The following is a 24,171-nucleotide window of genomic DNA, read 5'->3' on the forward strand; positions in this document are numbered from 1 at the left end:
CGGGGGGCCGCCGTTCGTGTAGGAGGTGACAGAACGGCACGCGACCTGCACGAGACGCGGAGGACGTCATGAAGTACTACCTGCTCAGCGTGATCACGCCCAGCGAGGGCGAGCCGCCGTCGGCCGAGGGGATGGCGGAGATCGGCCGCAACCTCGAGACGTTCCACCAGGAGCTGCGCGAGGCCGACGCCTGGGTGTTCGCCGGAGGGCTGCACGGGCCGGAGACGGCCACCGTGCTGCGGCCGGGCGGCGGTGACGTCCTCGTCACCGACGGACCGTACGCCGAGGGCAAGGAATACCTCGGCGGGATCTGCCTGATCAAGGCGCCGGACCTGGACGCCGCCCTGCACTGGGGCCGCCGGGCGACCTGGGCCACCACCCTCCCCATCGAGGTGCGCCCCTTCATGGGCGAGGCCTGATGCCCCTCGACGTAGAGGCCGTCTTCCGCGCGGAGTACGGCCGGTCCGTCGCCGTCCTGGTCCGTCTCCTCGGCGACATCGACCTCGCCGAGGAGGCGGTGCAGGACGCCTTCACCACGGCCGTCGGGCGCTGGCCGCGGACCGGTGTGCCGCCGAGCCCGGCGGGCTGGATCATCACCACCGCCCGCAACCGGGCCGTCGACCGGCTGCGCCGGGAGTCCACCCGGGAGGCCCGGCACGCCGAGGCATCCCTGCTGTACGCGACCGAGCCGCCCGCGGAGGAGGGCCCCGTGCGTGACGACCGGCTCCGTCTGATCTTCACCTGCTGCCATCCCGCCCTGGCCCCGCAGGCGCAGGTCGCCCTGACCCTGCGCCTCCTCGGCGGACTCACCACCGCCCGGCTCGCCCGTGCCTTCCTCGTCCCCGAGGCGACCATGGCCCAGCGGCTGGTCCGCGCCAAGGCGAAGATCCGGGACGCGCGCATCCCGTACCGCGTGCCGCGCGACGCCGACCTGCCCGACCGGCTGAACGGTGTGCTCGCCGTCGTCTACCTGATCTTCAACGAGGGGTACGGGGGCGACCCGGACCTGTGCGCCGAGGCCCTGCGCCTCGGCCGGCTGCTCACCGAGCTGATGCCGGACGAGCCCGAGGTCACCGGGTTGCTGGCGCTCATGCTGCTCGTCCACTCGCGCCGGACGGCGCGGGAGGACGCCGACGGCACACTCGTACCGCTGCCCGAGCAGGACCGCGGCCGATGGGACCGGGACCTGGTCACCGAGGGGCAGTCGCTCGTCCGTCGCTGTCTGCGCCGCAACCGGCCGGGGCCGTACCAGATCCAGGCCGCGATCCAGGCCGTCCACAGCGACGCGCCGACCGCCGCCGACACCGACTGGCGGCAGATCCTGCGCCTGTACGACCAGCTCATGGAACGCGCCCCGAGCCCGGTCGTGGCGCTGAACCGGGCGGTCGCCGTGGCGGAGACGGAAGGCCCGGGCCGGGCCCTGGAGCTCGTCGACGCGCTGGACCTCGACGGCTACCACGTGTGGCACGCGGTCCGCGCCGACCTGCTGCGCCGCCTGGACCGGGCCGCCGAGGCCGCGCGCGCCTACGAGGCGGCCCTCGCGCTGAGCGAGAGTCCGGCGGAACGGGCCTTCCTCGACCGGCGCAGACACGCGCTCGGCGAAGAGGCCGGGGAGTAGTCGGCGCCCCCGGGAATGTATTTTGGTGCATGAAAGGTTGGCATATACATCGAGCTGTTGCTCGTGCCGAGAGCGAGCCGACCGCTCGCACCGAGACCCCAGGGCCGCAAGGCCCGCGCACCCCAGCGAGGCACCGTGACCACCCCCGCCACTCCCGAGCAGCCCGCCGACGTCGTGGCCCGGCTGCGCGCCACGTTCCGCACCGGCCGCACCAAGCCCGTCGCCTGGCGCACGGAGCAGCTGCGCCGCCTGCGTGAGCTGCTCACCGAGCGGGGCGCCGACCTGGCCGACGCCCTCCACGCCGACCTGGGCAAGAGCTCCGCCGAGGCGTACCGCACCGAGATCGACTTCACGGTCCGGGAGATCGACCACACCCTCGACCACCTGGACGGGTGGCTGCGCCCCGAGTCCGCCCCGGTCCCGGCCCACCTCGGCGCCGACGCCACCGCGTGGACACAGGTCGACCCGCTCGGCGTGGTCCTCGTCATCGCGCCCTGGAACTACCCCGCGCAGCTCCTGCTCGCCCCGCTGGTCGGCGCTCTCGCCGCCGGGAACGCGGTGGTCGTCAAGCCCAGCGAGCTCGCGCCCGCCACCTCCGCCGCGCTGGCCCGCCTGCTGCCGGCGTTCCTCGACACCGACTCGGTCGCCGTCGTCGAGGGCGGGATCCCCGAGACCACCGCCCTGCTGGCCGAGCGCTTCGACCACATCTTCTACACCGGCAACGGCACCGTCGGCCGCATCGTCCTGCGCGCCGCCGCCGAGCACCTCACACCCGTCACCCTCGAACTCGGCGGCAAGTCACCGGCGTTCGTCGACCGCGACGCCGATCTCTCCGTCGTCGCCGACCGGTTGGCCCGCGGCAAGTTCCTCAACGCCGGCCAGACCTGCGTCGCCCCCGACTACGTCCTCACCGACCCGGAGACGGCCGCCGCCCTCGAACCCCTGCTGGCCCGCGCGGTCGAGACGCTCTACGGGACCGACCCGCAGGCCTCGGACGCCTACGGCCGCATCATCAACGAACGCCACTTCGACCGGCTCGCCGCCCTGCTCGACTCAGGCCGGATCGTGGTCGGCGGCGGCAGCGACCGTACGGACAAGTACCTCGCGCCCACCGTCCTCGCCGACGTCGACCCCGGGTCGCCCGTGATGCGGGAGGAGATCTTCGGTCCGATCCTGCCGATCGTCACCGTCGAAGGCCTGGACGAGGCGATCGCCTTCATCAACGACCGTGACAAGCCCCTCGCCCTGTACGTCTTCACCGAGTCCGGCGAGACCCGGGGACGCATCGCCGCCGAGACCTCTTCCGGCGGCCTCGGCTACGGCCTGCCTCTCGCCCATCTCACCGTCTCCGACCTGCCGTTCGGCGGAGTGGGCGAGAGCGGAATGGGCAACTACCACGGCCGCTACTCCATCGAGACGTTCAGCCACCGCAAGGCGGTGTTGGAGAAGCCGCTGCACTGAGCCGCGCGAGGCGCGGGGAGCGGGTGCGGGCGGCGGGCACGGGCGGGCGAAAACGGACGGGAGTGAGCGGAAGTAGCCCGCCAAGCGGCCGTCAGGGAAGCGGTCTTAGCCCGGAACGGCACGGTCCGTAGTTCGAAACGGTCAATTCTGTCGGACTTTCGAATCCGGAGTGCACGAAACGGCACCGCCGGACGCCGTGGAGGCAGAAGGTGTGACCGATGCCTTCCGGGGTCCCTGAGCCCCGCACAGCCAGCGGAAGGACCGAAGGGTCCGTGAACGACCAGTTCGAACAGCTCGCCCGCGACGTGGCGTTGTCCGTACTCGCCCTCCGGGTCTTCGGACCCGGGGTCCTCACCCTCGCGCGTCGGTTCGTCGCCGCACTCGTGCGGGTGGGCGTCCGGGAAATGGACCATCGCCTCCCGGGAGGCGATCGGTGACCCAGGAGGAGTTGCGACCCGCGGGAAACCCGCGCGCGCCGGAGAAGCTGCCCCTGGACTTCAGCGCCTTCCACCAGATGCACCGCCCGCGCTACGTCCGCGAGGCCGAGCGCTGTCTGCGCTGCCGCGCGGACGCCGAGGAGGCCGTGGACGAGGCGTTCGTCCAACTCGCCCGGCAGTGGCCGCAGATACTGAGCGCCGAGAACCCCGCCGCCTACGCCTGGCGGGTGATGAAGAACCGCGTCATCGACCACGCCCGGGCCCGCGGCCGACGTGCCACGCTGATGGACACGGCCGTCTTCGAGACGGTCACCCTCCAGGGCGCCGAGGACGCCTTCGAGGTGATCGAGCAGAACCTGCGGCTGTTCCGGGCCATCTCCGCCCTCCCCGAGCGCCAGCGGGACGTCATCCGGCTGCGCTACTGCGAGGGCTACAGCACCGCCGACGTGGCGTTCCAGCTGGGGATCACCGAGGCCGGGGTGCGTTCCACCGAGCGCTATGCCAAACGGCGGCTGCGGGAGATCTACACATCGTGCGCCGAGGAGGAGGCGGAGCGGTCATGACCTTCGACACCGCGAGCGACATCGACACCCTGCTGGCGGGGGCGCGGCTGACCCCCACGGCCCCCTACGGCCGCGCGGACATCGAGGCCGCGGAGGCCCGTATCGCCGCCCGGGTCGCGGCGGGCGGCCCCGACGGGCCCTCGCCGCGGGTGTGCCCGCAGCGCGCCGCGGCGGCCCGCAGGCCCCCGCGGGTGCACCCCGCGGCGAGGGACCTCCGAGCGCTCTGCGAGGCGCTGCTGACCCGCCCCGGCGCCCTGAAGGGCATCGGCAACTTCCTCGGCAGTTCCCTGCCCGAGCCCTCCGGCGCGCGGATCCTCGGGAGCCTGCTGTACCTCGCCGACTGCGAGGACAGTGCCCGCTTCTGGTGGCAGTACGGCGCCGGCGCCTCGGACACCGTCTCCGGGTACTGCCTCTACCTCCACCACCGCTCGATGGGGGAGGACGACGAGGCCGACTGGTGGCTGCGCCACACGGAGATCACCCCCGCCACGCTGAGCCGGGAGGCCACCGAACTGGAGATCGCCACGGCGCTGCACGTGCTCAGCGGTCTGCGCCGCGGCGGGAGAGGACTGCCCAGGGCGTTGCGGGCGCTGGTCGAGTACGTGCCGGCCGTGGTCGGCTTCGTCGACGACGACCTCGAACTCCCCCTTCCCGACGGCGATCTGGCCGAGATCGTGGAGGAGGTCGTCGCCCATGGCACGCCCCCCGCCAAAGAGCGCCGGCGCACCCGGTCCGGAGCGCTGCCCGAACGCCGGGAGCCGGCCGTGCACACCGTGTCCTCGGCCACCCCCCGCACGGCCCGGCCCTGGAGCCGCGACGTCCAGGAAGCGCTGCGCAAGTGTGAGGAGACCGTGGCCTGTTGAGGGCCCGTGCCACCGGCTCGTGCCGGGGCGGGGTGCGTGCGAGACTGCCCGGATGACCTCCGCAACGATCACCGCGGACGCCGCGGGCACCTGGGACATCGGCGGCCTGACGGTCGGCCGCATCGGCTTCGGCGCGATGCGGCTGACCGGCAGCGCGGCCTTCCACCTCGGCACGCCGAGCGACCGCGGCCGCTCGATCGCCGTCCTGCGCAAGGCGATCGAACTCGGCGTCAACCACATCGACACCGCCGCCTTCTACTTCTCCGCCCTGCGCTCCGCCAACGAACTGATCAACAGCGCGCTCGCCCCGTACCCCGACGACCTGCTGATCGCCACCAAGGTCGGCCCCTTCCGCGACTGGTCGGGACAGTGGGGCACCTCGGCCCGCCCCGAGGACCTGCGCGGCCACGTGGAGGAGAACCTGCGCCAGCTCGGCCGCGACCACCTCGACCTGGTGTACCTGCGCCGGATGCGCCAGGAGTCGGTCGCCGAGCAGTTCGGCGCCCTCGCCGAACTGCGCGCCGCCGGACTCATCCGCCACCTCGGCATCTCCGACGTCGAACCCCGCCATCTCGCCGAGGCGCAGGCCATCGCCCCCGTCGTCAGCGTGCAGAACCGCTACGGCCTCGGCCACCGCGCCCCCGGGACCGAGGAACTCCTCCGCCTCTGCGGCGAACAGGGCGTCGCCTTCGTGCCGTTCTTCGCCATCGCGGGCGACGGCGGAGCGCAGGGCGCCACCACCGTCCACGACGAGGCGGTGCTCGCCGTCGCCCGCGCCCACGGCACGTCCCCCGCCGCCGTCCGCCTCGCCTGGACCCTCGCCCAAGGACCGCAAGTGCTGGCCATCCCGGGCACCGGAGACCCCGGCCACCTCACGGAGAACGTCGCGGCGGGCGCGCTGCGCCTCACGGCCGAGGAACTGCACCGCCTGAACACCGCCCACCACGGTGCCGACGGGACACCGGCGACCTGATCCGCCGGCGAGCGGCACGCCCGGCCCGCCGCCCGCTGCCCACAGGAAGCCGGACGTCGGACGTCGGACGCAGAGACCATCCCCCGACCCCGCCGCCCGGCGGGACCCACCACGGCGCCCGGCCGCTTCCGGAGAACGGCGCCCGGAACGCCGGCCGCGTCCGGGTGGCGGCGCGCTACCGGCGCCGGCAGCGCGAGCTAGACGACCCACACCCCGTCCCGCATCAGATGCCGCCGGGGCAGCTCGTGCACCCCGCGCCACGTCTGCACCGCCACCGGCCGCACCCGGAAATAGGCGTACGACGCGCTGTCCCGGCCCGGATCCCAGCCCGTCTTCGCCAGGAACGCCCGGGCGGCCGGCTCCGGTACCTCTTCCCGCGTGTACGTCGTGACCTCGCCGTCGACGAGAACCACGTCCCGCGTGTCCCCCAAGGCCAGGCGGGCCCGGCCGCCCTCCCGGAGGTTGCCGCCGGTGGGGTTGGTGAGGCGGGTGGACAGCCACAGGTGCTCGCCGTCCCAGACGAACCACAGCGCGACGAGACAGGGCAGCCCCTCCCGGTCCGCCGTGGCGACCCAGATGTCGAGCTCGCGTTCCAGCCGGTCCAGCAGTTCCTGCTTGCGCTGTCCGGGGGGCCGGGGTGGTTCCGCGATCGTCATGGCCGGGACGCTGGCGACGGCGAGGGGTTCTCCGCCTCGGACGATGGTCCCGACCGGGCCTCGGGCCTGCGGCCTAGGCCACCACCGCTGCGGAGGCGACGGGCGTGCGGCAGGGCGGTCGGGAGGCCGGGGGGAGGGGTGTCGACGCGAGGGGTCCCCTGCGCGCGAGCGCGTCTTCCGGCCCGCGACCCGATCCGCCCGACGGGCCCGGTCGCCGTCGTCGCGGAGGTGACTGGCGCACGGGAGGGTTTTACGTATAACCTCTCCCGTCAATCGCACCTCCGACAGCCTCCCGCACGCTCCCCGAAAGGCCACGATGAGTCGCATCGCCCTGGTCACGCTTGTCGTCGACGACTACGACGAGGCGATCCGCTTCTACACCGAGGCGCTCGGATTCCGGCTCGTCGAGGACGAACCCCGCCCCGACGGCGCCCGCTGGGTCGTCGTGCGGCCGGGGGACCGCCAGGACGGCGTCGGGCTGCTGCTCGCCCGGGCCAAGGGCGAGGCCCAGCGCGCCCGGATCGGCGACCAGACCGGCGGCCGCGTCGGGTTCTTCCTGCACACCGAGGACTTCGCCGGCGACCACGCCCGCATGCTCGCCGCCGGCGTGACCTTCCTGGAGGAGCCCCGCCACGAGGCCTACGGCTCCGTCGCCGTCTTCCAGGACCTGTACGGAAACCGCTGGGACCTGCTCCAGCCCGCCACCACCTGAGAACCACCTGCCGAGGAACACACTCATGACCGCGTCCCACATCGACACCGACACCCTCCGCCGCCTCCCCAAGGCCGTCCTGCACGACCACCTCGACGGCGGCCTGCGCCCCGCCACCGTCGTCGAGCTGGCGGACGCGGTCGGTCACACGCTGCCCACCACCGACCCCGACGAGCTCGCCGCCTGGTACTTCGAGGCGGCCAACTCGGGTGACCTGGTGCGGTACATAGCCACCTTCGAGCACACCCTCGCCGTGATGCAGACCCGCGAGGGACTGCTGCGCACCGCCGAGGAGTACGTGCTCGACCTGGCGGCCGACGGAGTCGTCTACGGCGAGGTCCGCTACGCCCCCGAGCTGAACGTCAACGGCGGGCTGACCCTCCCCGAGGTCGTCGAGACGGTCCAGGAGGGTCTCGCGGCCGGCATGGCGAAGGCGGCGGCCGCGGGCACCCCGGTCCGCGTCGGCACCCTGCTCTGCGGCATGCGTATGTTCGACCGCACCCGGGAGACCGCCGACCTCGCGGTCGCGTTCCGCGACGCCGGTGTCGTCGGCTTCGACATCGCCGGCGCCGAGGACGGCTTCCCGCCCGCCGACCACCTCGCCGCCTTCGAGCACCTGCGCCGCGAGAACGTCCCCTTCACCATCCACGCCGGCGAGGCGCACGGCCTGCCCAGCATCCACCAGGCCCTGCAGGTCTGCGGCGCCCAGCGGATCGGCCACGGCGTGCGCATCACCGACGACATCGTGGACGGCAAGCTCGGCCGGCTCGCGGGCTGGGTGCGCGACCGCCGGGTGGCCCTGGAGATGTGCCCCACCTCCAACCTCCAGACCGGTGCGGCGACCTCGATCGCCGAGCACCCGATCACCGCGCTGAAGGACCTCGGCTTCCGCGTCACCCTCAACACCGACAACCGGCTGGTCTCCGGCACGACGATGACCCGCGAGATGTCGCTGCTCGTCGAGGAGGCGGGCTGGACCCTCGAGGACCTGCGCACCGTCACGGTGAACGCCCTCAAGAGCGCGTTCCTGCCGTTCGACGAGCGCAAGGCCCTCATCGAGGACGTCGTCCTCCCGGGTTACGCCGCCGCGCTCTGAAGCAGTCCGCGCGCATAAGCGGCCTGTCCGACGTGCTGGAGATCGTCGGACAGGACGCTGACCAGCCGTACGCCCAGGGTGACGGCCGGGTCCCAGCGCTCGTCCACGACGCGCTCCAGGTCCGCCGCCGTCAGCGCGCGCAGCGCCTCCAGGCTCTGCGCGTGCACCGCGTCGTAGTACCCGGTCAGCAGACCGCCGTCGGAGACCCGCACCTTCGCGACCTGCGCGTCGCTGTGCCCGTACCCGGTGTCCTGGCGCGGCAGGTCGAGGCCGAACCGTTTCTCCCAGTCCTGGGCCAGCCACACCTGGTCGAGTCCGAAGGCGTCGGCGAGATGGTCGTCCTGGACGCGGGTGAGATGCCAGACGAGCCAGGCGATCGAGTTGGTCCCGGCGGCGGGCCGGGCGTTCAGGTCGTCGGGGTCCAGGCCCTCGACGGCGGCGTGGACCTCTTCCCGGATGCGTTGGTAACCGTCGATGAGGATGTCCTTGGCATGCATACGTCCACCATCGCGCACCCCGCGCTCACCCGCTCCCCGTTTCCAGCAGCGCCATCAGCGCCCGGGCCGCCGGGCTGGTCGACCGTGCGGGCGGCAGCAGCGCGACCGTCTCGTACACCGCCTCGCCCGTGCCCTTGAGGGGCAGCGCGGTGAGCGCCTCCCGCTTGTGCCGGAAGTGGCGCGGTACGACGGCGACCCCGAGGTTCTCGTCCACCAGGTCCAGAAGACTGTGCACGTCGTTGACCTCCAGGGCGACGGTGCGCCGCACCCCCACCTCGGCGAACGCGAGGTCGGTGGCGCGGCGCGGCCCCCAGTCCGGATGGAAGTCGACGAACACCTCGCCCGCGACGTCCTGAGGCGTCAGCGCCGCCGACACCCCGGCGAGACGGTGGTCGGGATGGCACAGCACGTACATCGGCTCGCTGGCCAGCGGCGCGCAGCGGAGCTGATCGGTGTCCGTCTGCGTCCGGTAGGCGAAGGCCAGGTCGAGCCGGCCGGCCGCCACCTCCTCGCCGAGCGCACCCGAACCGGTCTGGCGCAGCCGGATCTCGACATCCGGGTGGCGCCGCCGGAATGCCGCGAGCAGCCCCGCCACGTCAACCCCGGCGATGCACTGCTCGGTGCCCACGGAGAGGGTGCCGCGCACGACGCCCTGCACGGCCGCCACCGCCTCGTGGGCCGCCCGCACCTGTGCCAGGATCCGCTCGGCCTCGGCCAGCAGCGCCCGGCCCGCCTCCGTCAGGGTCACCCGCCGGGTGGTCCGGACGAACAGCGGGGCGCGCAGTTCCCGCTCCAGTGCCCGGATCGACGCCGACAGGCCCGACTGGGAGACCATGAGGCGTTCGGCGGCCCGGGTGAAGTGCTGGTCCTCGGCGACCGCGACGAAGTGCTGGAGGTGGCGCAGTTCCATGATTGAGAAGCCTAGCCGCACAATTCCATCGGATTCTTCTGTTGGACCACTACCCGCAGGTCGGGCCAGAGTGGGTAGCGGTTCCTGAAACCGACCGATCTTCTTGGAGTCGCGTTGTACACCGCACACCCCGACCGCTACGCCGACATGCCCTACCGGCGCACCGGACGCAGCGGCCTGAAGCTCCCCGCGCTGTCCCTCGGACTGTGGCACAACTTCGGCCCGGACCGCCCGGTCGAGACGCAGCGGGCCATCCTGCGCCGCGCCTTCGACCTCGGCATCACCCACTTCGACCTGGCGAACAACTACGGTCCGCCGCCCGGCGCCGCCGAGTCCGCGCTGGGCGAGGCGCTGAAGGCGGACTTCGCGCCCTACCGCGACGAGCTGGTCGTCTCCACCAAGGCCGGCTACCTGATGTGGCCGGGTCCGTACGGCGAGTGGGGTTCGCGCAAGTACCTGCTGTCCTCGCTCGACCAGAGCCTGACCCGGATGGGCCTGGACCACGTCGACATCTTCTACTCGCACCGCCCCGACCCGGAGACTCCCCTGGAGGAGACGATGGGCGCCCTGCACACCGCGGTCCAGCAGGGCAAGGCGCTCTACGTCGGCGTCTCCAACTACTCGGCGGAGCAGACCCGCGAGGCCGCCCGCATCCTCGGTGAGCTGGGCACCCCGCTGCTGATCCACCAGCCGCGCTACTCGATGCTCGACCGCCGCCCCGAGAGCGAGGGCCTGCTCGACGCCCTGGACGAGCTCCAGGTCGGGTCGATCGTGTTCTCGCCGCTGGAGCAGGGTCTGCTGACCGGCCGCTACCTCGACGGCATCCCGGAGGACTCCCGGGCGGCGAGCGACAGCCCCTTCCTGAACTCCGAGGCGCTCACCGAGGAGCTCACCGGCAAGCTGCGCGCCCTCGACGACCTCGCCAAGTCCCGCGGCCAGTCCCTCGCCCAGCTCGCGCTGGCCTGGGTGCTGCGCGGCGGCCGGGTGACCTCCGCGCTGGTGGGCGCGAGCAGTGCCCGGCAGATCGAGGACAGCGTCGGCGCCCTCGCCAACCTGGACTTCGACGCCGAGGAGCTGACCCGGATCGACGCGGTGGTCAACGGCTGAGCCGTTCCGTCAGGCGTACGGTCACCCGGTCGCCCTCCTGTTTTCCGATCGCCTTGCGCACATCGGCATTGACGGGAAGTTTGTGGGTGCCGTCACCGAGGGCCATGAACGAACTCCGGAACGGATGTCCATCGACCGTTCCGCGGATCTTGACCAGTCCGCGAGTTCCGAAGAATTCGACGGACTCCGGCCAGACGACATAGGTCCAGCCGCCTTTTGCCGAGCTCTTGCGCAGCACGGCCGTGAATTCGGCGTTCATGATTCCGTTTCCGCTCATGACGTCCTCCGCTCGCGGTGGTCTCCCATCGGGTGGACCGCCGCGAGCGGAGGAATTCATCGCCGCCGGTCTCAGGCCCCGTCGGGCACCCGGTCGAGGAATCCGAGGACCGCGGTGATCCGGTCCTGGGCGTCCAGGGTGATGACGTCGGATCCGGCCACCGGCGCCGAACCGTCGGTGTCGCTCACCAGTTCCCAGGAGAAGCGGGCCGTGTCGTGGTGCCCGTCCACCCCGCCGGTGAGCCGGAAGGCGAAGCCCGGGAACTGCGCGTGCGCCGCCGCGATCACCGCGGCGATCTGCTCGTGGCCGCGGACGTCGGCCAGCGGGTCGGTATAACCTCCGTCCACGGCCCACGCGGCCGTAACAGCCTTGGCCAAAGCCTCGGGGTCACGCGCATTCCAGGCCTCGAAGTAGCGAGCGACGGCGTTCTCGTAACGGTCGGTGTTCGCGGACATCGTAAATCGGCCCCCAATGAGGTCATCGATACTGGTCAGGGCCCGGATCCCGGTATTCGCCGATCCGGTGTGACCACCTTGCCCGCGCCCGCCGCCCGGGTCGATTACCTGTCGGGTAATGACGACGGGATCGGGGGCTCGCCGCATTTCGGCCATGAACGGCACTGAATATGCCAAGAGACTGGCCGGAAAGTCATGGTGACAGTGTTTCAAGAGTGAACATACTCGAAGGTCAGGGGCAGTTCACCCCACAGGAGCCGCACGGAAAGCGAGGCACGACCGGCCGGCGAGCACCGGGGGAGAGAGACGTGCACGACGAATTCCTGTGCCATGTCACCGCATACGGCGTCTGCGACGGCCGGCGGATCGGCGTACCGCTCGGCACCTATCGCGCCCCGACGCTGGCGCTCGCCCTGTGGTGGCTGCGGGACCGGGCCTCCTGGATGGCCGAACGGCTGGATCCGCGGCCCGAGAGCGAGCACATCCCGCCGGGCGCCCTGGTCCCGGTCGCCGACACCGTGCCGGACGTGCCCGAGCTGCTGCGGGCCTGGTGTGCCGACATGGGCCGGCAGGAGCTGGTGGCCGACGAGTTGGCGGGCGGACGGCTGGTGCGGATCGCGATCAGCGACGAGACCACCGAGTACGAGCTGCTCGCGGAGTCCGTCGACGCCCTGCGGATGCAGCGGACCGTCCCGGCGCTCGTCCTCCCCGTCGGCTGAGCTCCCGCAGCCCGTCGGGCACACAAGAGTACGAATCGATAGAATCCAGGCATGGTGGAGCGACCGGTCTCCTCGACCGCGCCCGAACTCGTGCTGGAGACCGAGACGGGTTCCAGCGTGCTGATCCCGGGCCACGACTACCGCATCGGACGGGACCCGCTCAGCGACATCGTCATCGACGACACCCGCGTCTCCTGGCACCACGCGGTACTGCGGCCCGACGGCGACCACTGGACCCTCGCCGACGAACACAGCACCAACGGGACCTACACCGACGGCCGACGCGTCCAGGAGTGGGGCGTCGGCCCCGGCAGCGTGATCCGCGTCGGAAGCCCGGACGACGGTCCCTACCTGGTCCTGTCGGGCCGTCCCCCGCCCGCGGCGGAACGCCCGTCGGCGGTCTCCATGCCCGGCGTGACGGGTACCTTCCGCGAGCCCACCAGCGTCCGGCCGATGCCGGCGCGCACCGTCCGCATCGGCCGCGCCGCCGACAACGACCTCGTCGTCGACGACCTGGTCGTCTCGCGCAGGCACGCGGAACTGCGCGCGCTGCCCGACGGCGGTCACGAGATCGTCGACCTCGGCAGCCACAACGGGACCTACCTCAACGGGCTGCCCGTCACCCGGGCCCCGCTCGATCCCGGCGACATCGTGGGCATCGGACACTCGGACTTCTGTCTCGTCGGCGACCAGCTCCAGGAGTACGTCGACACCGGCCAGGTCTCCCTCGACGTACAGGACCTGACGGTCGCCGTCGACCGCGGCCGCAAGGTCCTGCTGGACCACGTGTCCTTCCCGGTGGGGGAGAAGTGCCTCCTGGCGGTCGTCGGCCCCAGCGGCGCCGGCAAGTCCACGTTGCTCGGCGCGCTCACCGGCCAGCGCCCCGCGGATCACGGCACGGTCGTGTACGACGGCCGCGACCTCTACCGCGACTACGCCGAGCTGCGCCAGCGCATCGGACTGGTCCCGCAGGACGACATCCTGCACGCCCAGCTGACCGTGCGCAGCGCCCTCGTCTACGCCGCCGAACTGCGCTTCCCGCAGGACACCGCCAAGGCCGAGCGCCGCGAGCGGGTCGAGGAGGTCATCCGCGAGCTGGGGCTGGAGCAGCGCGCGGGCCAGCCCGTGCACACCCTCTCCGGCGGCCAGCGCAAGCGCGTCAGTGTCGCCCTGGAACTGCTGACCAAGCCCTCGCTGCTCTTCCTGGACGAGCCGACCTCGGGCCTCGACCCCGGCATGGACCGCTCGGTGATGCACATGCTGCGCGGCCTCGCCGACGACGGCCGTACCGTCATCGTCGTCACGCACAGCGTGCTCAGCCTCGACGTCTGCGACCGGCTGCTGGTGCTCGCGCCGGGCGGCAGGGTCGCCTACTACGGGCCGCCCGAGGACGCCCTCGCCTTCTTCGGCTTCGAACAGTGGCCGGAGGCCTTCGAAGCCTTCGAACGCGACCAGGAGCGGGACTGGGCGGGGGAGTACCGCGACTCGCCGTTCCGGCGACAGTACGTCGTCAACGACAGCGAGCAGCCCCGGCTGCCCCGCTCCGGCCCGGTGATCATGCTGCCGCCGGCCCGGCCGCGCAGCAGGGGCGCCCAGCTCGGCACCCTGGTCCGCCGCTACGCGACCGCGCTCGCCGCCGACCGCACCTTCCTCGTGATCATGATCGCCCTGCCGTTCGTCATGGGCGCGATGGCGCGCGCCCTGTCCGGCGGCGAACTCGACCGGGAGCACGCGATGAACGTGCTGCTCATCCTGTGCGTCGGCGGCGTCCTCACCGGCGCGGCCAACGCGGTGCGCGAACTCGTCAAGGAGCGCGTGATCTACCAGCGGGAACGCGCCGTCGGCCTGTCCAGATCGGCGTACCTGATGTCCAAGGTCGTCGTCCTCGGCGCGGTGACCGTCGTCCAGGCGGTGGTGCTGACCCTCGTCGCCCTGCTCGGCGTCGACCTCAACGCTCCCGGCGGCGAAGGCGTGTTGATGCCGCCCCTGATCGAGATCACCGTCGCGGTCGCCCTGCTGGCCTTCACGGCCATGATGCTCGGCCTGCTGATCTCCGCCCTGGTCCGCAAGGAGGAGGTGACGATGCCGCTGCTGGTGCTGCTCGCCATCGTCCAAGTGGTGTTCTGCGGGGCGCTGCTGCCCCTCGACGGCCTGCCCGGTCTGGAGCAATTGTCGTGGCTGGTGCCCGCGCGGTGGGCGCTCGGCGCGATGGCCGGCACCATCGGGCTGACCAGGATCGTGCCCGGGGAGATCACCGCGGATCCGCTCTTCGAGCACTCGGTGGGGGTGTGGCTGCTCGACGTGGGCATGCTCGTGGTGCTCTCGGCGGTCTGCGGATACCTCGTCTCCCGGCTGCTGCGCCGGCACGAGCCCGCCGTGATGCGGAAGTAGCGGCGGCCCATGACGACCCCCGGATTCCGGCCCACCCACGTGGTCCCCCCGCACGGCATGCCCGCCTGGGAAGCCCCCGACCCGGCCCGCCCCACCGTGCCCCTCGATCCGCTGCTGCCGGTCCGGCTCATGGAGCGGCGCGGCGACTGGGGGCGCGTGCTGTGCTCCAACGGCTGGTCGGCCTGGGTCGACGGCCGCTATCTGGTCGCCGTCCCCCAGGACCCGCCCCCCTCCGACGCCCCCCTCGCGACCGCGGCCGACCCGCGCCCGCTGCTCGGCCGCGCCGAACAGGCCCTCGCCCGGTACCGGGCGGCGGTGGAGGAACTGGCCGACGCCCGCCTGGACGGCGAGTCCTTCCGGCGCCGCACCCACGGTCTGCGGATCGGAGTGGTCGTCGACGGCGAGGACGCGTGGCTGTACGACCCGGCGCGCGAGCGCTGGCTGTACGGCGACGGCGCCCGCCTCGGTACCTACGCGACCGACCGGGCGCCTGAAGCGGCCGAGGCCCAGGAACAGGACCACACCGCCACCCGGATCGTGAACCCCGACCAGGGATCCCGATGACCCCCGGGACGACCCCCTTCTCCGGCCGGCCCTCCGAGCTGGTCGGCCGGAGAATCGCCGGCTACCGCATCGAGAGCGAGATCGGACGCGGCGGCATGGCCGTCGTGTACCGCGCTCACGACCTGCGGCTGGACCGGACCGTCGCCCTCAAACTGCTCGCCCCGGAGCTGGCCCGCAACGACGTGTTCCGCAAACGCTTCACCCATGAGTCGCGGGTGGCCGCGGCCATCGACCATCCGCACATCGTGCCCGTCTTCGAGGCGGACGAGACCGACGGGGTCCTGTACATCGCCATGCGGTACGTCGAGGGGAGCGATCTGCGCCACCTCCTCGACCGCGAGGGCCCGTTGCCCCTGGCGACCGCCGTCCGCATCGCCGCGCAGGTCGCCTCCGCGCTCGACGCCGCCCATGAGCACGGGCTGGTCCACCGGGACGTCAAACCCGGCAACGTCCTCGTCGCCCGCGGCACCGACAGCGACCACCCCGAGCACGTCTACCTCACCGACTTCGGCCTCACGAAGAAGTCGCTCTCCCTGACCGGCTTCACCTCGGTGGGCCAGTTCGTCGGCACGCTCGACTACGTCGCCCCCGAGCAGATCTCCGGGCAACCGGTCGACGGCCGCTGCGACGTCTACGGCCTCGCCTGCGTGGTCTACGAGTGCCTCGCGGGCCGCCCGCCCTTCCTCCGCGACGACGACGTGGCCCTGCTCTGGGCACACCAGAACGCCGATCCGCCCCCGCTGACGCAGGCCCGTCCCGACCTCCCCCCGTACCTGGACGCGGTGTTCGCCCGGGCCCTCGCCAAGAGCCCCGAGGCACGTCATCCCACCTGCGGCGCCTTCGTCGCCGAGCTGAGGCCGGCGCCGGGCGGCGGGCTCAGGCCCGCTCACCCGCCGACGGAGCCGGCCGCCGCCCCGGCTTCGGCGCCGCAACCCCCGCCCTGGGCGCGGCCGGTCTTCCGTCCGCCCGTTCCCGGGTGACCGGCGGGGTCCGATGGCGCGTGACCCAACGGGGCCGGGCGAGACGAGGGGCCTGTCACGGCTCTCGCCGCGCTCACCGCTGTCACGGGGGTCTCGCCCTGCCCCGGCGGCGGGCCGCCCCCGCCAGCAGGCCGCCCAGGAAACCGGCCACCGACCCCCACAGTGCGGCGAGACCCAGTGCCGACCACACCTCGGGGCGCAGGAACAGCTCCCCGGACAGATCGCCGCCCAGGTCGCCGATGCCGAGCACGGACAGGCCGTAGTGCGCCGAGATCCGGCCGACCAGACAGATCATCAGCACCGTGAGCACCAGCGCCACCGCCATGCGCACCGCATGCCGCCAGGCACGTGTCCCGGCGGGGGAGTGGGCCGCCATCACGAACGCGGCCAGCAGCAGCAAGGCCGCGTCCACGGCGAGGAGCCACCACACGCGGCTGTCCTGCGCGGCGAGGGTCCCGAGGTTCAGCCGGGCGTCGTCCGGGCTGCGCAGCACCTCGTCCAGCACCTGCGGCATCGGCAGCCCGAACGGACCCTCGACCCGGCCGTTCCAGGTGGCGCCCAGCCCGATCGTGAAAGCGAGCCACGCCAGATTGGGCAGGCCGAGCAGGACCACGGCGAAGGTCTGGGCGGCGTGCCCGCGGGTCGCCGCGACGACGAGCGCGACGACGAGGCCCAGGACGACGCAGCAGAGCAGCAGCAGGACCATGGCGTACGCGGCCGGCCGCACCGATCGGTGCAGGCGCAGCAGTCTTGGCGGCAACGGGGCCCCGGGCGAGACCAGCAGCGCCAGCACCAGCACACCGGCCAGCCACACCAGCCCGACGACAAGGGTGAGGGGGACGTCTGTCGTGAAGCCGGCCTCGGGGCTGATGTCGAACAGTTCACCCAGGTCGCTCAGCGTGTCGTCACCGAGGGAGATCGTGAACGTCTGCCGTGCGGCCAGGGCCAGACCGAGGAGGCTGAGCAGCCACAGCACCGCGATCCGGGCCGCCCACCCGCCCAGTTCCGCGGCGCCCGCCACCGCCCGGTGCCGCAGCGGCCGCAGGAACCCGGCGCCCACCACGAGCGCCCCGACGAGGGTGACGGACAGCGGGATCACCGTCAGACCGGCCTGGGTGTCGGCGAGCCCACCGGCGTTCCCGGAGAGCTCGACCGTGCCGCCGACGCTCGTCACCACGGTCGCCGCGATCACCCGCGGGAAGGCACCCTGCGGCAGATCCGCGGCCCCGGCCGCCCACAGTCCCAGCGCGGCGACCACCCCCATGGCGAGCAGTCCGGCCAGTGCCACGACGATCGCCCGCACCCAGCCGTGGCGGGAGACTGCCTGGTCGTGCGGGGTGTGGGCGCTCACCCTGCCACGCTAAGCAGTGCCGGGAGAGCGCGCCTGCCGGGAGGGCCGTCCGCGCCCCGCTTGCGAGCCGCGGTCGACCGGCGCACACAATGGTGCGTTGTGGAAGAAAGCGGTGCATGTCTGACAACTCGTCCTCGGTGAGGCCCGCCGAGACCTGCTGAGACCCGCCGAGTCCTGTCGGGTCTTCTCGAATCTTCTCGGGTCTTCTCGGGGTCAGCGGTCGATGCGCCGCGGAAGACCCACGTGGGGAGTGCTCGTGAGCGCAGAACCGCCCTCTTCCGGCCGCCCCGCGGGACCGCCCTCCGGCCCGCTGTCGGGTCCGCCCTCCCAGCCCCCGTCGGGCCCGCCTTCGGGGCCGCCCTCCCAACCCCCCTCGGGCCCGCCCTCCCAGCCGTCCGACGCGGGCTCCCCGGGGGACGGCGGCGGGGAGCCGCGCCGGAACCGGTGGAGGTCCGCGCCCCGGATCGCGCTGATCACCACGGCGGTGGTGGCCGTGACGGCGCTCGCCCTGGTCCTCGCCCTGGTGAACGGCGGCGGCTCCGGATCCGGCGGCGGCTCCGGCCAGGTCGGCGAGGTCTTCCTGCAGCCGGCCGGCAAGACGGGCCCGGAGCCCTACACCGAACCCCCCGTCACCGACAGTTCCTTCCCGCCGGCCTCCGTCGCCCCGTCGGGGTCCTCGCCGCCGGACACGGACACCGTCTCCGGTGTCGACGGCGGGGACGAAGGACTGTACGGCGGCACCCGCAACGTCTCCAGCTGTGACGTGGAGCGGCAGATCAAGGCCCTGCAGACGGATCCCGCCAAGAACCGGGCCTTCGCCTCCGTGGCCGGCGTCGCCCCCTCCGGGGTCCCGGCCCACCTGCGCTCCCTCACCCCCGTGCAGCTCCGCCTGGACACCCGCGTCACCAACCACGGATACCGCGACGGCGCCGCCACCACCTACCAGGCCGTCCTGCAGGCGGGTACGGCCGTCCTGGTCGACCGGCACGGCGTGCCGCGGGTGCGCTGCGCCTGCGGCAACCCGCTGACCCCGCCGCTCGCCCAGCGGGCCGGGTTCAAGCGGACCGGCGACCCGTGGCCCTCGTACAGTCCCGCGACCACCGTCGTGGTCAAGCCCTCCGTGACCGTGGTCGATGTGTTCGTGCTCTACGACCCCCGACACGACCACCACTGGTTCGCCCGCCGACCGGGCGACAAGCCGCACCAGGACCGGCCGACCCGGCCGCCGGCGAGGCTCACGCCGTCCATCACGGTCAGCACGCCGAGCGCGCCGACGGGCGACGGCCCGCGGACGTCCCCGCCGTGCGTCTCGCCGCCCGCCGACCGGCCGCCGGGTTGTCCGCTGCCGCCGTCCTCCGGTTCGTCCACGTCGCCCCCGTCGTCGGAACCGCCGTCGTCGGAACCGCCGTCGAAGGAACCGCCGTCGAAGGAACCGCCGTCCTCGCCGTCGTCGAGCTCCGAGTCGAGGAGGTTCGCACCCCCCTCCTCGGAGTCCCCGCCCTCCGGGTCCCGGTCCGCCCAGCACCTGGTGCCCGACTCGCCGGGTTCCGAGTCGCAACCGAGCTCGCCGTCCGAACCCACGAGCGAGTCCGGCAGCCTCTCCTCGGCTCCTCGGCTTCCGCTGACGGGCGACAGCACGAGCCAGTCGCCGCCGACCTCGGCGGATTCCTCCGGCGCGGGCACCCCGGCCCCCGGCGCGCCGGCCGAGTCATCAGTCGTGTGAGGCATCCGTGGCCGTCCCGCGTACAGGTGGAAAACTGACCTGGACTGCGCGGCGCAACTCGGGGTACGAGCACAGAGGCACACCCAGCGGCGTCCGGCCATTCCGGCCTTCGAGAGAGAAACGCATGATCGAGTACCTGGACGAGGCAGTGATACCTACTGGTTTCGACGTACCCGTGGAACCGCTGCGGCGGGCGGCGCACTACACCGGTGAGCCCGGCTGCATAGCCGAGGCCCGCGCCTTCGCCGCACACTTCGTCGACCAGCTCAGGACGGAGTGGTGCGCCACGATCGGGGACCGGGCGAGCGGTGAGGTGTTGCTGGTGGTCAGCGAACTGATCACCAACGCCGACCGGCACAGCAACGGGCCGTACATCCTGGAGCTGGAGGGTACGGAGTCCTCGGTCACGGTCTGCGTCTACGACAGCAGCGACGCACTGCCCCTGCGGTTCCCCAAGGACCCCGAGCGCATCGGCCGGCACGGTCTGGAGATCGTCCACGCGGTGGCGGCGGAGGTCACCGCCGAGCGCGTCCCGGTCGGCAAGCGGGTCCGGGCCGTGCTCACCTTCGGATCCTAGGCCCGCGGGGCACGCGCCCCGCGGGCCGCGCCGATCAGGCGTAGTCCAGCTCGCCCAGCATCCCGTGGCGCAGTCGCATGATGATCCGCTTGATCAGGCGGGACACATGCATCTGCGAGCAGCCGAGCCGCTCGCCGATCTCCGCCTGGGTGGCCTCCTCCACGAACCGCAGGTGGATGATCTGCCGGTCGCGCTCGCTGAGCTCGGCCATCAGCGGCGCGAGCGAGTGGAAGTCCTCGACGAGCCGGAGCCCCTCCTCCTCCACGCCGATGAAGTCCGCGAGGACCGCCTCGCCGTGCTCCGGGCCGTCCCCGGTGAGCGCCGCGTCGAGGGAGGAGGAGTTGTAGCCGTTGGCGGCGATCTGTGCCTCGACGACCTGGCTCTCCGCCAGGTTCATCAGGGTGGCCAGCTCGGGCACGGTCGGGTCCCGGTCCAGACGGCTGGAGAGCTCGTCGCGGGCCTTGGCCAGCTCGACGCGCAGCTCCTGGAGCCGCCGCGGCACGTGCACCGCCCACGTCGTGTCCCGGAAGAAGCGCTTGATCTCACCGACGATGTACGGCAGCGCGAACGAGGTGAACTCCACCTCACGCGAGATCTCGAACCGGTCGATGGCCTTGATCAGGCCGATCATCCCGGTCTGGACGATGTCCTCCATGTCGTCCCCGCGGCCGCGGAACCGGCCGGCCGCGAACCGCACCAGGGACATGTTCATCTCGATGAGGGTGTTGCGCGCGTACTGGTACTCGTGGGTCCCCTCCTCGAGGACGGCCAGCCGCTGGAAGAACTGACGGGACAGCTCCCGTGCGTCCCGCGGAGCCACGCTCCGGGGTGCCTCGATGCCCGGGAGCGGCGCGCCGGCCGTGCTGATGGCTACGGCGGTGTCCTCGACGGCCTTGGCCTCTGACCGGATCACGGCGGTCTCCATTGCCTCTCCCAGGAAGGTCACGGTTCGACGTCTGCTGTACTCGGTCCGTGAGCGAGCATCGACGGGCAGGCCCACTCTCGTGGCGACTACCCCGTCCGGGCAGACCCATGCACGCGGGATTCGCGCCCCTTGCGACGCGGGGGCGTTTCGTCCGATTCCACCGAGGGCGCAACGCCCGGCCCTTCCGCAGGCGGCCCGCTTTCCTAGGCTGGGGAGGTGAGCAACCAAGCGCCGAACCGAGCCCGCGTGATCCCGCTGCGCCCGCCTGCCGAGCGCCCGGGCAGCGCCGCCACCGTCACTCCCACCGCTCCCGCACCCGTTCCCCGGCCCGCGCCGCGCGAGCCCTTGTGGCGCGACCTGGTCGGGGACGTCCTGCGCCGGGAACGCCAGGCCCAGGAACGCACGCTCAAGGACGTCGCCGACTCGGCCCGTATCTCCATGCCCTATCTCTCGGAGGTGGAGCGAGGCCGCAAGGAAGCCTCCTCGGAGGTCCTCGCGGCCGCCGCCCACGCCCTCGGCCTGAGCCTGGGCGACCTGCTGGCGCGGGCCCAGGGCGAGCTGATCCGGCTCAGCAGCCGGCCCTCCGCCCGGCATTCCGCCCGCGGCCGTACGGCCACGTCGTCGTACGACGGCCTCTGCCTGGCCGCCTGACGAACAGCGCGGGCCGGCGTCTCACACCCGCACGGGACGCCGGCTCAGCACCTCGTCGGCCAGTCCGTACGCCACCGCCTCCTGCGCCGTGAACACCTTGTCGCGGTCCATGTCCGCGCGCAGGGTCGCGATGTCGTGGCGGGTGTGGCGGGCCAGCACCTCCTCCACCTGGGCGCGGATCCGGACCATCTCCTTGGCCTGGAGTGTCAGGTCCGAGACCGTGCCCTGGCGGCCGCCGCTGGCCGGCTGCCCGAGCAGCACGCGCGCGTGCTCCAGGACGAGCCGCCGGCCGGGGTCCCCGCCCGCCAGCAGCACGGCCGCCGTGGACGCCGCCTGCCCGACGCAGAGGGTCGAGATCGGCGCCTGGACGAACGTCATCGTGTCGTAGATCGCCATCAGCGAGGTGAACGAGCCGCCGGGGGAGTTGAGGTAGATCGAGATCTCGCTCTCCGGGGACGCCGCCTCCAGGTGGAGGAGCTGCGCGATGACGACGTTGGCCACGCCGTCGTCGATCTCGGTGCCGATGAAGATGATCCGCTCGGACAGCAGCCGACTGAACACGTCGTACGACCGCTCGCCCTGCGGGGTCCGCTCGACCACGTTCGGAATCGTGTAGGTCCCCATGTTCACATCCCCACCCGTCGCTTCTGCGCGGCCGGGCGGACGTCCGCGAGGGACTCCACGACCCGGTCCACGATGCCGTACTCCCTGGCCTCCTCGGCCGTGAACCAGCGGTCGCGGTCACCGTCGCGCGAGATGGTCTCCGGCGACTGGCCGGTGTGCTCGGCGGTGATCCGCTCGATGGTGCGCTTGGTGTGCTCCAGGTTCTCCGCCTGGATCTCGATGTCCGCCGTGGTCCCGCCGATCCCGGCCGACGGCTGGTGCATCATGACCCGTGCGTTCGGCAGCGCGTACCGCTTGCCGGACGCGCCGACACCGAGCAGGAACTGGCCCATGCTGGCCGCGAAGCCCATGGCGAGCGTCGAGACGTCGTTGGGGATCAGCCGCATGGTGTCGTAGATGGCGAGCCCCGCGTGCACCGACCCGCCGGGGCTGTTGATGTAGAGGGCGATGTCGGTGCGCGGGTCCTCCGCCGACAGGATCAGCAGCTGCGCGCAGACCCGGTTCGCGGAGACCTCGTCGACCTGGGTGCCGAGCAACACGATGCGCTGGTTCAGCAGTTGGGCGGCGAGCTGGTCGTCGAAGCGGGAGTGCGCGGTGTCGCCCTCCTCGGCACGGGGAGCGAGCGTGGTGAGTGGAGTCATCGGTTCTCCTCGTCGTGGCGTGACTGCCGTCGACTCCACTGTTGACCGCCGGAGGTGCCCGCACGCGGTTTCTCTGCCCGCGGCAGATTCGCCACGGGCAGAGCACCCCGCACCCCGCTCGGGCGCTCAGCCCTTCTCGCGCAACTGCCGGAAGAACGCCCGTACGTCGCCCACCAGCAGGTCGGGTTCCTCCAGCGCCGCGAAGTGGCCGCCCCGGTCGAACTCCGTCCAGCGCACCAGGTTCTCGGTGCGCTCGGCCTTCCGCCGCAGGGGGATCTGCGGCTCGGCGGGGAACAGGGCGAGCGCCGTCGGAACCGTCGACGGCTCCCGGGGCGCGGCCGCCCGGCCGGTGGCGTGCTGACGCTCGTAGTAGATCCGGGCGGACGAACCGGCCGTCCCGGTCAGCCAGTAGAGCATGACGTTGGTGAGGAGCCGGTCGCGGTCGACGGCCTCCTCCGGCAGCTCCTCACAGTCCGTCCACTCCCGGAACTTCTCGATGATCCAGGCGAGTTGACCGACCGGCGAGTCGGTGAGCCCGTACGCCAGGGTCTGCGGGCGGGTGGCCTGCTGGAGGTAGTAGCCGGTCTCCTCCGCCGCGAACGCGACCCATCGCCGCCATGACCGGAGGGTGTGCTCCCGCTCCTCGGGGCTCATGGCCCGAAGCTCCTCGGGCGTGGGCTCCCGGGTGGCCTGCGCGCCCGGCAGCAGGTTCAGATGGACGCCGATCAGCCGGTCGGGGTGGGCGCGGCCCAGCTCGCGGGAGATCACCGAGCCCCAGTCGCCGCCCTGTGCCCCGAACCGCTCGTAGCCGAGCCGGCCCATCAGTTCGGCCCATGCGTCGGCGACCCGCCCCGCCTCCCAGCCGCTCTCCGCGACGGGTCCGGACAGGCCGAAACCGGGGACGCTCGGCACGACGACGTGGAAGGCGTCGGCCGGGTCCCCGCCATGGGCCGCCGGGTCCGTCAACGGGCCGACCACGTCCAGGAACTCGACGATCGAGCCCGGCCAGCCATGGGTCAGGATCAGCGGGGTGGCGTCCGGCTCGGGCGAGCGGACATGCGCGAAGTGGACGTTCGTCCCGTCGATGACGGTCGTGAACTGCGGCCACTCGTTGAGCAGCGCCTCGGCCGCCCGCCAGTCGTACTCCTGCCGCCAGTACCGGGCCAGCTCCCGCAGATAGCCGCTCGGTACGCCGTACGACCAGCCCGTCGCGGGCAGCCCCTGCGGCCAGCGGGTCCGGTCCAGCCGGTCGTGCAGGTCGTCGAGGTCGCTCCGCGGGATGTCGAGACGGAACGGCCGCAGGCCGCTGTCGGCGCTGGATGAGGTCATGGGCCGGATGCTAGCGGCGCCGGCCGCACCGGCCATCCGGATTACCCCACGGCCCGAGCGATGACTTCCGG

General features: G+C 72.4%; 26 protein-coding genes and 1 pseudogene. 17 read left to right on the forward strand and 10 right to left on the reverse strand.

All coding sequences use genetic code 11. The annotated features are described in order from the left end of the window. The first annotated feature begins 68 nt into the window (after nt 1-68). The 7 genes from OHU34_RS38890 to OHU34_RS38920 all read left to right on the forward strand — a co-directional run bounded on the left by OHU34_RS38890 (nt 69) and on the right by OHU34_RS38920 (nt 5,915). Complete coding sequence (locus tag OHU34_RS38890; RefSeq protein WP_142268755.1) at nt 69-419, forward strand: YciI family protein; 351 nt, start codon at nt 69-71, stop codon at nt 417-419. Then, nucleotides 419-1,618, forward strand: a complete 1,200-nt coding sequence (locus OHU34_RS38895) for an RNA polymerase sigma factor (protein ID WP_405770912.1) — start codon at nt 419-421, stop codon at nt 1,616-1,618. The genes OHU34_RS38890 and OHU34_RS38895 overlap by 1 nt, the downstream gene beginning before the upstream one ends. A 135-nt stretch (nt 1,619-1,753) precedes the next feature. Next, nucleotides 1,754-3,079 (forward strand): aldehyde dehydrogenase family protein, encoded by a 1,326-nt coding sequence (locus tag OHU34_RS38900; RefSeq protein ID WP_405770914.1) that lies wholly within the window; start codon nt 1,754-1,756, stop codon nt 3,077-3,079. A gap of 272 nt (nt 3,080-3,351) precedes the next feature. Next, nucleotides 3,352-3,516: a hypothetical protein gene (locus OHU34_RS38905; RefSeq protein ID WP_160160046.1), complete on the forward strand. Its 165-nt coding sequence runs from the start codon at nt 3,352-3,354 to the stop codon at nt 3,514-3,516. After that, nucleotides 3,513-4,079: an RNA polymerase sigma factor gene (locus OHU34_RS38910; RefSeq protein ID WP_230193742.1), complete on the forward strand. Its 567-nt coding sequence runs from the start codon at nt 3,513-3,515 to the stop codon at nt 4,077-4,079. Before OHU34_RS38905 ends, OHU34_RS38910 begins: the two co-directional genes overlap by 4 nt. After that, nucleotides 4,076-4,942 carry a hypothetical protein gene (locus OHU34_RS38915; protein WP_142268752.1) on the forward strand — a complete coding sequence of 289 codons (867 nt, stop codon included), beginning with the start codon at nt 4,076-4,078 and terminating at the stop codon, nt 4,940-4,942. The genes OHU34_RS38910 and OHU34_RS38915 overlap by 4 nt, the downstream gene beginning before the upstream one ends. 52 nt (nt 4,943-4,994) lie before the next feature. Continuing rightward, complete coding sequence (locus OHU34_RS38920) at nt 4,995-5,915, forward strand: aldo/keto reductase (protein ID WP_405770917.1); 921 nt, start codon at nt 4,995-4,997, stop codon at nt 5,913-5,915. Nucleotides 5,916-6,112: 197 nt separating this feature from the next. Here the strand turns inward: OHU34_RS38920 and OHU34_RS38925 are convergent, their stop codons facing one another. Next, entirely contained in the window at nt 6,113-6,571 is a 459-nt protein-coding gene (locus OHU34_RS38925) for a pyridoxamine 5'-phosphate oxidase family protein (RefSeq protein ID WP_405770920.1), read from the reverse strand. Nucleotides 6,572-6,887: 316 nt separating this feature from the next. Between OHU34_RS38925 and OHU34_RS38930 the strand changes: the two genes are divergently transcribed. Then, nucleotides 6,888-7,283, forward strand: a complete 396-nt coding sequence (locus OHU34_RS38930; protein ID WP_020126181.1) for a VOC family protein — start codon at nt 6,888-6,890, stop codon at nt 7,281-7,283. 25 nt (nt 7,284-7,308) lie between these two features. Next, nucleotides 7,309-8,379 (forward strand): adenosine deaminase, encoded by a 1,071-nt coding sequence (locus OHU34_RS38935; RefSeq protein WP_020126182.1) that lies wholly within the window; start codon nt 7,309-7,311, stop codon nt 8,377-8,379. On the opposite strand, the gene OHU34_RS38940 is transcribed toward OHU34_RS38935, so the two are convergent. Beyond that, nucleotides 8,361-8,876 carry a mycothiol transferase gene (locus OHU34_RS38940; RefSeq protein ID WP_230193736.1) on the reverse strand — a complete coding sequence of 172 codons (516 nt, stop codon included), beginning with the start codon at nt 8,874-8,876 and terminating at the stop codon, nt 8,361-8,363. The two genes, OHU34_RS38935 and OHU34_RS38940, sit on opposite strands and share 19 nt — an antisense overlap. Nucleotides 8,877-8,901: 25 nt before the next feature. Next, nucleotides 8,902-9,786 carry a LysR substrate-binding domain-containing protein gene (locus OHU34_RS38945; protein ID WP_405770923.1) on the reverse strand — a complete coding sequence of 295 codons (885 nt, stop codon included), beginning with the start codon at nt 9,784-9,786 and terminating at the stop codon, nt 8,902-8,904. Between the two features lie 114 nt (nt 9,787-9,900). On the opposite strand from OHU34_RS38945, the gene mgrA reads away from it, so the two are divergent. Continuing rightward, nucleotides 9,901-10,893 carry an L-glyceraldehyde 3-phosphate reductase gene (mgrA, locus tag OHU34_RS38950; protein WP_405770925.1) on the forward strand — a complete coding sequence of 331 codons (993 nt, stop codon included), beginning with the start codon at nt 9,901-9,903 and terminating at the stop codon, nt 10,891-10,893. Here the strand turns inward: mgrA and OHU34_RS38955 are convergent. Together OHU34_RS38955 and OHU34_RS38960 are read right to left on the reverse strand one after the other, a co-directional pair. After that, nucleotides 10,883-11,152, reverse strand: a complete 270-nt coding sequence (locus tag OHU34_RS38955) for a DUF1905 domain-containing protein (protein WP_405772507.1) — start codon at nt 11,150-11,152, stop codon at nt 10,883-10,885. The genes mgrA and OHU34_RS38955 overlap by 11 nt on opposite strands. An 89-nt stretch (nt 11,153-11,241) precedes the next feature. Further along, nucleotides 11,242-11,625 carry a nuclear transport factor 2 family protein gene (locus tag OHU34_RS38960; protein ID WP_142269896.1) on the reverse strand — a complete coding sequence of 128 codons (384 nt, stop codon included), beginning with the start codon at nt 11,623-11,625 and terminating at the stop codon, nt 11,242-11,244. Nucleotides 11,626-11,933: 308 nt separating this feature from the next. Between OHU34_RS38960 and OHU34_RS38965 the strand changes: the two genes are divergently transcribed. The 4 genes from OHU34_RS38965 to OHU34_RS38980 are packed head-to-tail and all read left to right on the forward strand — an operon-like array spanning nt 11,934 to nt 16,279. Continuing rightward, a complete protein-coding gene (locus OHU34_RS38965) occupies nt 11,934-12,344 on the forward strand; it encodes a hypothetical protein (protein ID WP_142268744.1) in 411 nt (136 codons plus the stop codon). Between the two features lie 51 nt (nt 12,345-12,395). Further along, nucleotides 12,396-14,735 (forward strand): FHA domain-containing protein, encoded by a 2,340-nt coding sequence (locus OHU34_RS38970; RefSeq protein WP_405770930.1) that lies wholly within the window; start codon nt 12,396-12,398, stop codon nt 14,733-14,735. A gap of 9 nt (nt 14,736-14,744) precedes the next feature. After that, nucleotides 14,745-15,299, forward strand: a complete 555-nt coding sequence (locus OHU34_RS38975; protein ID WP_230193735.1) for a hypothetical protein — start codon at nt 14,745-14,747, stop codon at nt 15,297-15,299. After that, entirely contained in the window at nt 15,296-16,279 is a 984-nt protein-coding gene (locus OHU34_RS38980; protein ID WP_405770933.1) for a serine/threonine-protein kinase, read from the forward strand. Before OHU34_RS38975 ends, OHU34_RS38980 begins: the two co-directional genes overlap by 4 nt. An 82-nt stretch (nt 16,280-16,361) precedes the next feature. Here OHU34_RS38980 and OHU34_RS38985 read toward each other — a convergent pair whose 3' ends face one another. Then, nucleotides 16,362-17,630, reverse strand: a complete 1,269-nt coding sequence (locus tag OHU34_RS38985) for a streptophobe family protein (RefSeq protein ID WP_405770936.1) — start codon at nt 17,628-17,630, stop codon at nt 16,362-16,364. Nucleotides 17,631-17,886: 256 nt separating this feature from the next. Between OHU34_RS38985 and OHU34_RS38990 the strand changes: the two are divergent. Together OHU34_RS38990 and OHU34_RS38995 are read left to right on the forward strand one after the other, a co-directional pair. Then, nucleotides 17,887-19,137 (forward strand): annotated as a pseudogene (locus OHU34_RS38990) (DUF6777 domain-containing protein); the annotation flags it as partial. Between the two features lie 340 nt (nt 19,138-19,477). Continuing rightward, nucleotides 19,478-19,930, forward strand: coding sequence for an ATP-binding protein (locus tag OHU34_RS38995; RefSeq protein ID WP_142268737.1), 453 nt, complete (start codon nt 19,478-19,480; stop codon nt 19,928-19,930). Nucleotides 19,931-19,964: 34 nt separating this feature from the next. On the opposite strand, the gene OHU34_RS39000 is transcribed toward OHU34_RS38995, so the two are convergent. Further along, a complete protein-coding gene (locus tag OHU34_RS39000) occupies nt 19,965-20,855 on the reverse strand; it encodes a SigB/SigF/SigG family RNA polymerase sigma factor (protein WP_142268736.1) in 891 nt (296 codons plus the stop codon). Nucleotides 20,856-21,071: 216 nt separating this feature from the next. On the opposite strand from OHU34_RS39000, the gene OHU34_RS39005 reads away from it, so the two are divergent. Next, nucleotides 21,072-21,506 carry a RodZ family helix-turn-helix domain-containing protein gene (locus OHU34_RS39005; protein WP_142268735.1) on the forward strand — a complete coding sequence of 145 codons (435 nt, stop codon included), beginning with the start codon at nt 21,072-21,074 and terminating at the stop codon, nt 21,504-21,506. 21 nt (nt 21,507-21,527) lie between these two features. Here OHU34_RS39005 and OHU34_RS39010 read toward each other — a convergent pair whose 3' ends face one another. From OHU34_RS39010 to OHU34_RS39020, 3 genes are all read right to left on the reverse strand, one after another. Further along, complete coding sequence (locus OHU34_RS39010) at nt 21,528-22,130, reverse strand: ClpP family protease (protein WP_142268734.1); 603 nt, start codon at nt 22,128-22,130, stop codon at nt 21,528-21,530. A 2-nt stretch (nt 22,131-22,132) separates the two neighbouring features. Then, nucleotides 22,133-22,771 carry an ATP-dependent Clp protease proteolytic subunit gene (locus OHU34_RS39015; RefSeq protein WP_054240879.1) on the reverse strand — a complete coding sequence of 213 codons (639 nt, stop codon included), beginning with the start codon at nt 22,769-22,771 and terminating at the stop codon, nt 22,133-22,135. A 126-nt stretch (nt 22,772-22,897) separates the two neighbouring features. After that, a complete protein-coding gene (locus OHU34_RS39020) occupies nt 22,898-24,100 on the reverse strand; it encodes an epoxide hydrolase family protein (RefSeq protein ID WP_142268733.1) in 1,203 nt (400 codons plus the stop codon). Nucleotides 24,101-24,171 lie beyond the last annotated feature (71 nt).

The sequence above is a fragment of the Streptomyces sp. NBC_00080 genome (genome assembly GCF_045041255.1).
GTDB lineage: Bacteria > Actinomycetota > Actinomycetes > Streptomycetales > Streptomycetaceae > Streptomyces > Streptomyces coriariae.